This is a genomic window from Streptomyces anatolicus, from assembly GCF_019400875.1.
Taxonomy (GTDB): domain Bacteria; phylum Actinomycetota; class Actinomycetes; order Streptomycetales; family Streptomycetaceae; genus Streptomyces; species Streptomyces anatolicus.
The window spans coordinates 1-7,532 of record NZ_WMBF01000310.1; the positions used below are offsets into that span (position 1 = coordinate 1).

Genomic DNA, 7,532 nt, shown 5'->3' on the forward strand with positions numbered 1-7,532 from the left:
CCCGCCGCCTGCGAGGCGCGGACCGTCGCCAGCGCGCTCAGCCCGCGCGCGTGGTCCACCCTCGGCTCCCGCGCGAGGCCCGAGTCCACGACCACCCGCACGCCAGGCACCGTCAACGACGACTCGGCCACCGAGGTGGCCAGCACGACCCGCCGCCCCGCCGACCCCGCGAGGACCGCGTCCTGCACGGCGGCCGGCGCCCGCCCGTGCACCTGGAGCACCTCGACGTCCTCGCGGCCCCCGAGCCCGCCCAGCTGCCCGGCCACCCGCGCGATCTCGCCGACCCCGGGCAGGAAACACAGCACGTCACCGTCCCGCTCGGCCAGCGCCCGCCGCACCACCGACGCCACATGCGTGAGCAGCGCCGGATCGACCCGCATGCCGTGCGGCGGCCGCACCTCACGCGCGGGCGGCGCCCATACGACCTCCACCGGGTGCGCGGTCCCCCGCGCCTCCACCACGGGCGCGTCCCCGAGGATCCGCGCCCACCCCTCCGCGTCGGTCGTAGCGGACGCGGCCACGAGCCGCAGCTCGGGCCGGAGCGCCGCCCGCACGTCCACCAGGAAGGCCGCCACGGTGTCCGCGTCCAGATGCCGCTCATGGCACTCGTCGATGACGACGACGTCCACGCCTGCCAGCTCCTGGTCCCGCTGGAGCCGCTGGAGCAGGACGCCCGTCGTGACGACCTCCACGCGCGCGTGGGGGCCCACCACACGCTCCCCGCGCACGGTGTAGCCGACGCTGCCGCCCACCTTCTCGCCGAGCAGCCACGCCATCCGCCGTGCGGCGGCCCGTGCGGCGATCCGCCGCGGCTCGGCGACGACGACACGGCGTACGCCCTCGAAGGCGCCCGGCGCCTCGATCAGGCCCGCGAGCGCCAGCGGCACCAGCGTGGTCTTGCCGGTGCCGGGCGGAGCGCACAGCACCGCGCTGCCCGGCCCCTCCAGAGCGGCACGGAGGGCGGGCAGCGCGTCACGTACGGGCAGGTCCAGGGGAGCGGGGTCACGGGTCACATGCTCAGTCTCGTACGCATACGTAGATGGCCGTCCCCGGGATCAGGTTTCCGCGCAGCGGCGACCAGCCGCCCCACTCCTGGGTGTTCCAGGCGGGCCACTCCGGCTCCACGATGTCGACGAGCCGGAAACCGCCCGCCACGATGTCCCGCACCCGGTCGCCGATCGTCCTGTGGTGCTCCACATAGACGGCGTTGCCCTCCTCGTCCTGCTCCACATAAGGAGTGCGGTCGAAGTAGGAGGCCGCTACGGAGAGCCCCTCCGGACCGGGCTCGTCCGGAAAGGCCCAGCGGATGGGGTGCGTCGCGGAGAAGACGAAACGGCCGCCGGGCCGCAGCACCCGGCGCACCTCCTTGAGGACCAGCACCGGGTCGGCGACGAAGGGCAGCGCCCCATAGGCGGAACAGGCCAGATCGAAGGAGCCGTCCTTGAAGGGCAGCACCCCCGCGTCGGCCTGCACCAGCGGCACCGGGCCACCGATCCTGAGCGCGTGCTGGAGCTGGCGGTGCGAGAGGTCGAGGGCGACGGGCCGCGCGCCCTGCGAGGCCAGCCAGCGCGAACACTGGGCGGCACCGGCGCCGATCTCCAGGATGTCCTTGTCCTTGAGCTCCTCCGGCGGACCGAGCAGCTCCGCCTCCACCTCGTCCAGCCCCTCGGGACCCCACACGAAGCGGTCGTCCCCGAGGAACGTGCCGTGCTCCACCTGGTACTCGTCGGCGTTCCGGTCCCACCAGCCGCGGTTGGCGCGGCTGCTCTCCGTGACATTCGCGGCACGCCGGGTGGCCTCGGGCTCGGGCGGCAGTTCGGACTCTTGGATGATGGGCTCCATCGTCGTAATCTTCTGTACTTTCCGTATCTCGGCGTCTTCGGCGTCTTCCGCGGATCGCGCCGAAATCTCGGCGCGAAGGGGGCGCGGTGCGGCCCGTGTGGCCTCAGGCGACACGTTTTGTGCCGGGTATGCGGCGTTCCGCCCCGGGTGTACGCCTTCGCGCATTGACCCTGTCCGGCTGCCCCCGTATGCTACAAGTTGCGCTGCGAGCCTGCGCTCCTCAGACATAGCAGGCTGCGCTCGCGTCTGTTGTATGTCCCCTCGGTTGTCGAGGCGCCTTCCCTTGCCGGAAGCCGCGCTTCCTAGGCTGTCCGGCTTCTGCAGAGCGAAATCGGCTCCCGGCGTTGCAGTACCTACGACTTCAATGTCCGTACCGGAGCCCTAACCCACATGACGAGCAGCACCGAGACCACCGCCACCACCCCGCAGGTAGCGGTCAACGACATCGGTAACGAGGAAGCCTTCCTCGCCGCGATCGACGAGACGATCAAGTACTTCAACGACGGCGACATCGTCGACGGCGTCATCGTGAAGGTCGACCGGGACGAGGTCCTGCTCGACATCGGTTACAAGACCGAAGGCGTCATTCCGAGCCGCGAGCTCTCGATCAAGCACGACGTCGACCCGAACGAGGTCGTCAAGGTCGGCGACGAGATCGAGGCCCTGGTTCTCCAGAAGGAGGACAAGGAAGGCCGTCTGATCCTGTCCAAGAAGCGCGCTCAGTACGAGCGTGCCTGGGGCACGATCGAGAAGATCAAGGAAGAAGACGGCATCGTCACCGGTACCGTCATCGAGGTCGTCAAGGGTGGTCTCATCCTCGACATCGGCCTCCGTGGCTTCCTGCCGGCCTCCCTCGTCGAGATGCGCCGCGTCCGCGACCTCCAGCCCTACGTGGGCAAGGAGCTCGAGGCCAAGATCATCGAGCTGGACAAGAACCGCAACAACGTGGTCCTGTCCCGCCGTGCCTGGCTCGAGCAGACCCAGAGCGAGGTCCGCCAGACCTTCCTCACGACCCTGCAGAAGGGCCAGGTCCGCTCCGGCGTCGTTTCCTCGATCGTCAACTTCGGTGCGTTCGTGGACCTCGGTGGCGTCGACGGTCTCGTCCACGTCTCCGAGCTTTCCTGGAAGCACATCGACCACCCCTCCGAGGTTGTCGAGGTCGGCCAGGAAGTCACCGTCGAGGTCCTCGACGTGGACATGGACCGCGAGCGTGTCTCCCTGTCGCTCAAGGCGACGCAGGAAGACCCGTGGCAGCAGTTCGCCCGCACGCACCAGATCGGGCAGGTCGTTCCCGGTAAGGTCACCAAGCTCGTTCCGTTCGGTGCGTTCGTGCGCGTCGACGAGGGCATCGAGGGCCTGGTCCACATCTCCGAGCTGGCCGAGCGCCACGTGGAGATCCCGGAGCAGGTCGTCCAGGTCAACGACGAGATCTTCGTCAAGGTCATCGACATCGACCTCGAGCGTCGCCGGATCTCGCTCTCGCTGAAGCAGGCCAACGAGTCCTTCGGCGCCGACCCGTCGGCCGTCGAGTTCGACCCGACCCTGTACGGCATGGCCGCGTCCTACGACGACCAGGGCAACTACATCTACCCCGAGGGCTTCGACCCCGAGACCAACGACTGGCTCGAGGGCTACGAGACCCAGCGCGAGGCCTGGGAGACCCAGTACGCCGAGGCGCAGACGCGCTTCGAGCAGCACCAGGCTCAGGTCATCAAGTCGCGCGAGGCCGACGCCCAGGCCGAGGCCGAGGGTGCGGCGGCTCCGGCCGGCGCCGCTCCGGCCGCGTCCACCGGTGGTGGCGGCGGCGGTTCGTACTCCTCGGAGTCGGACGACAACTCCGGCGCCCTTGCTTCGGACGAGGCGCTTGCCGCGCTTCGCGAGAAGCTCGCGGGTGGCCAGAGCTGAGGCTCGCCTCTAGGCGGTAGTAGCTGAACGCTGCGGGCCCGCACTCCTTCGGGAGTGCGGGCCCGCAGTGCTGTGCGCGCCCCGAAGGGGCGCGGGGAACTGCGCGACCAGCCCACGACATCCCGCAGACGCGTCCGCGGGCGAGTACGTGGTTGCTCGCGCAGTTCCCCGCGCCCCTGACGGGGCGCCCCTGCGAAGGAGTTTGAACACGGGAATGCCCGTGGCCCTGCGTGCGTTCTCCGTTACGAACACGAGGAGGAGCGGTAACAGTGCTTGATCCGCAGGGTTTGTACGCATGGGAGCCGAAGGGCCTCGCCGTCGTTGACATGGCGCTCGCCCAGGAGTCGGCCGGACTGGTCATGCTCTACCACTTCGACGGATACATCGACGCGGGCGAAACCGGCGACCAGATCGTCGAACGGCTCACGGACAGCCTTCCCGGGCAGGTGGTGGCGAGGTTCGACCACGACCGGCTCGTCGACTACCGCGCCCGCCGCCCGCTGCTCACCTTCCGCCGCGACCGCTGGAGCGACTACGAGGTGCCGACGCTCGACGTCCGCCTCGTCCAGGACGCCACCGGCGCGCCCTTCCTGCTGCTCTCCGGGCCCGAGCCGGACGTCGAGTGGGAGCGGTTCGCGGTCGCCGTGCAGCAGATCGTGGAGCGGCTCGGCGTGCGCCTCTCGGTGAACTTCCACGGCATCCCCATGGGCGTGCCGCACACCCGTCCCGTCGGCCTCACACCGCACGGCAACCGCACCGACCTGGTGCCGGGCCACCGCAGCCCCTTCGACGAGGCGCAGGTGCCGGGCAGCGCGGCCTCCCTCGTCGAGTACCGCCTCCTGGAGGCCGGTCACGACGTGCTGGGTGTCGCCGCGCACGTCCCGCACTACATCGCGCGCTCCGCCTACCCCGACGCGGCCCTCACGGTCCTGGAGGCGATCACCGCCGCCACCGGTCTGGTGCTGCCCGGCGTCGCGCACGGACTGCGCACCGAGGCGCACCGCACCCAGACCGAGATCGACCGGCAGATCCAGGAGGGCGACGAGGAACTGGTCGCGCTCGTCCAGGGACTTGAGCACCAGTACGACGCGGCGGCGGGCTCGCAGGAGCGGGGCAACATGCTCGCCGAGCCGGCCGACATCCCGTCCGCCGACGAGATCGGCCGGGAATTCGAACGCTTCCTCGCGGAGCGGGAGGGCGACGCCTGATCGCGGGGCTCTAAGCTGCCGGTCATGCTGACAGTGGGCCTGACCGGCGGAATCGGCGCCGGCAAGAGTGAAGTCTCGCGACTGCTTGTCGCGTCCGGTGCCGTCCTGATCGACGCCGACAGGATCGCGCGCGAGGTGGTGGCGCCGGGAACACCCGGACTCGCGGCCGTCGTCGAGGCCTTCGGGCAGGAGATCCTGGCCCCGGACGGTTCCCTGGACCGGCCGCGGCTCGGCGCGATCGTCTTCGCCGACGCCGAGAAGCTGGCCGCCCTCAACTCGATCGTGCACCCGCTGGTCGGCGCCCGCTCCGCCGAGCTGGCCGAGTCCGCGTCCGGCGACGCGGTGGTCGTCCACGACGTGCCGCTGCTCACCGAGAACGGCCTCGCACCCCTGTACGACGTGGTGATCGTCGTCGACGCGAGCCCCGAGACCCAGCTGGACCGCCTGGTGCGGCTGCGCGGCATGAGCGAGGAGGACGCCCGCGCGCGTATGGCCGCGCAGGCCACCCGCGAGAAGCGCCTGGAGATCGCGGACATCGTGATCGACAACGACGGGCCCCTGGAGGGGCTTCGGGAGCGGGTCGCCGAGGTGTGGGCGGAGCTGGCGCGCCTGGCCCGGAACTCGGAATAGGGACGGGCGCGGGGGCGTTGACCCAGGGGAGCGAGGGAAGGTGTGCAGCGTGCCCGAAATAACTCCGGAGACTCACGTCATCGACTTCCGTGCGGCGGAGCAGCTCCTTGCCGCGCGGGATCCCCGAGGCGCGGTGAAGCTGCTCGACACGGTCATCGCCGCCCACCCCGAGAACACCGCGGCCCGGCTGCTGCGGGCGCGCGCCTTCTTCGCCTCCGCGCAACTGCGCGCCGCCGAGCTGGAGTTCAGCATCGTCCTGGAGCGCGAGCCGGACAACGCGTTCGCGCACTTCGCCCTCGCCCGTACGTACGAGCGTAGTGCCCGGCCCGACCAGGCGCGGCGCCACTTCCGCCTCGCGGCGGCCCTCGACCCACAGCCGGAGTATCTGGCGGCGGCCCGCTTCGACAAGGACGACTGACCCCTTCCGACGCGAGCGCGGGGGAACCGTTCCGGGCTCAGGGCGGGTCCGGCGGGTCGTACGGCGGGATGTCACGGCCCGGCTGGAAGTGCGGGCCCTGACGCATGCGGTGCACCACCCACGCCAGATCCGCCGCGACCACCACCAGCAGCACCCCGCACACCACCGCCCAGGCCGTCCGTCCGGTGAGCGCGAAGGCGGTCGTACCGAAGGCGGCCCAGACCAGGCCCCATACGCTGAACCAGAAGCGCATCCGCAGGGGACTGCGTGCGGTCGACGGCTCACTTCCTGTGCGCATCATCGAAGTCATCTCCTCCTTCCAGGATAAATTCCGGACCGGACTTCCGACGGACAGAGGGTGGGTGGGAACGTGCTGGACGCGCTCAGGGCGGCCGACGGCGAGCAGGCCGCCTGGCTGGCGGAGCTGGAGCGCGCGGGCGAGCCGCCCACGCGCGCGTGGCTTCCCGAAGCCGACGAGCTGCCGGAGGTACTGCTCGACCTCGCCGTGCCGCACGAGGACATCAACGGTCTCGTGGCGCTGCGCGACCGGCTCTGGGCGGATCCGGAGGCACGGTGGCTGCTCGACCGCTGCGTCGACGCGCTCGTACGCGACATGGGAACCGTGGGCAGGGGCGGCAGGATCCCGCCGCTCCCCGAGGAGTGGGGCGAGCTGGGGCGCTGCTTCTTCGTGTACGTGTATGTGGCGGCGCTGCCGAGCGCGCGGGCCCACCACCGCGACCGGGGCATCCCCGACGATGTCTCGCGCCGCACCCTCGCCGACCTCGGGCGGCACATGGCGGTGCACCGCAAGGTGCGCGGCAGTACCGGCCTGACCGTGCCGGGCTGGAACGGCCTGCACTTCCGGGGCGAGCTGTACCAGCTGGGGCGGCTGCAGTTCCAGCGTGCCGTCCTCGGCGCCCGCATGGGTGGCGCGACGGCCGCCGCCGGACACACCGCGGGCCCCGGCGACCCCTGTCTGAACCTGCACATCAACGACTTCCGGGGGCCGCTGACGCCCCGCGCCTGCGACCGGTCGATCGAACTGGCGAAGGGGTTCTTCGCGCGCCACTACCCCGAGGAGCGATATGAGACAGCTGTCTGCCACTCCTGGCTGCTCGATCCGCAGCTGAGGGAGTATCTGCCCACGGATTCGAACATCGTCCGCTTCCAGGAGCGTTTCCGGCTGGCCGACGGTTACGAGGACGGGCCGGACGACGGCAACCCCGTCCGGTTCGTCTTCGGTGACCCGGACCTCCCCGTCGCCGAACTGCCCAGGCGTACCAAGGTGGAGCGGGCGATCGGCGACCATTTGCGGGCGGGCGGCCACTGGTACGGAGGGCATGGCTGGTTCCCGCTGTAGGAGGGCAGCCGGGGGCGCGGCGTGGAACGGCGCCGGGGCCCGCTTCGTTGGCGGGGCATGAGTGTGGAGATGCGTGAGGGGTACGAGGGGACGGGGCCCGGCGCGATCACGCCGGACGGCTGCGCGGTCGAGATGTACGCGCGCCTGGCGGTGGGGGACGAGCCCGACG

8 protein-coding genes and 1 pseudogene are annotated in these 7,532 nt (G+C 70.9%); 6 read left to right on the plus strand and 3 right to left on the minus strand.

Features of this window, described 5'->3' with window-relative positions; all coding sequences use genetic code 11:
• A partial coding sequence (locus GKQ77_RS23200) for a DEAD/DEAH box helicase (protein WP_219690859.1) occupies window positions 1-1,013 on the minus strand: 1,013 nt, incomplete at its 3' end.
• Window positions 1,014-1,017: 4 nt separating this feature from the next.
• Window positions 1,018-1,842: a class I SAM-dependent methyltransferase gene (locus GKQ77_RS23205; RefSeq protein WP_219690860.1), complete on the minus strand. Its 825-nt coding sequence runs from the start codon at window positions 1,840-1,842 to the stop codon at window positions 1,018-1,020.
• A gap of 390 nt (window positions 1,843-2,232) precedes the next feature.
• On the opposite strand from GKQ77_RS23205, the gene rpsA reads away from it, so the two are divergent.
• The 4 genes from rpsA to GKQ77_RS23225 all read left to right on the plus strand — a co-directional run bounded on the left by rpsA (window position 2,233) and on the right by GKQ77_RS23225 (window position 6,003).
• Window positions 2,233-3,747, plus strand: coding sequence for a 30S ribosomal protein S1 (gene rpsA, locus GKQ77_RS23210; protein WP_125512162.1), 1,515 nt, complete (start codon window positions 2,233-2,235; stop codon window positions 3,745-3,747).
• 269 nt (window positions 3,748-4,016) lie between these two features.
• Window positions 4,017-4,955: a PAC2 family protein gene (locus GKQ77_RS23215; RefSeq protein ID WP_125512158.1), complete on the plus strand. Its 939-nt coding sequence runs from the start codon at window positions 4,017-4,019 to the stop codon at window positions 4,953-4,955.
• Window positions 4,956-4,979: 24 nt separating this feature from the next.
• Window positions 4,980-5,585 carry a dephospho-CoA kinase gene (gene coaE, locus GKQ77_RS23220; protein WP_219690862.1) on the plus strand — a complete coding sequence of 202 codons (606 nt, stop codon included), beginning with the start codon at window positions 4,980-4,982 and terminating at the stop codon, window positions 5,583-5,585.
• Window positions 5,586-5,634: 49 nt separating this feature from the next.
• Entirely contained in the window at window positions 5,635-6,003 is a 369-nt protein-coding gene (locus GKQ77_RS23225) for a tetratricopeptide repeat protein (RefSeq protein ID WP_219690863.1), read from the plus strand.
• A 37-nt stretch (window positions 6,004-6,040) separates the two neighbouring features.
• On the opposite strand, the gene GKQ77_RS23230 is transcribed toward GKQ77_RS23225, so the two are convergent.
• On the minus strand, window positions 6,041-6,301 hold the full coding sequence (locus GKQ77_RS23230; RefSeq protein WP_219690865.1) for a DUF6343 family protein: 261 nt from the start codon (window positions 6,299-6,301) through the stop codon (window positions 6,041-6,043).
• A 126-nt stretch (window positions 6,302-6,427) separates the two neighbouring features.
• Between GKQ77_RS23230 and GKQ77_RS23235 the strand changes: the two genes are divergently transcribed.
• Window positions 6,428-7,363, plus strand: coding sequence for an acyltransferase domain-containing protein (locus GKQ77_RS23235; RefSeq protein ID WP_372459961.1), 936 nt, complete (start codon window positions 6,428-6,430; stop codon window positions 7,361-7,363).
• 57 nt (window positions 7,364-7,420) lie between these two features.
• Window positions 7,421-7,532: pseudogene (locus GKQ77_RS33570) on the plus strand (SAM-dependent methyltransferase); the annotation flags it as partial.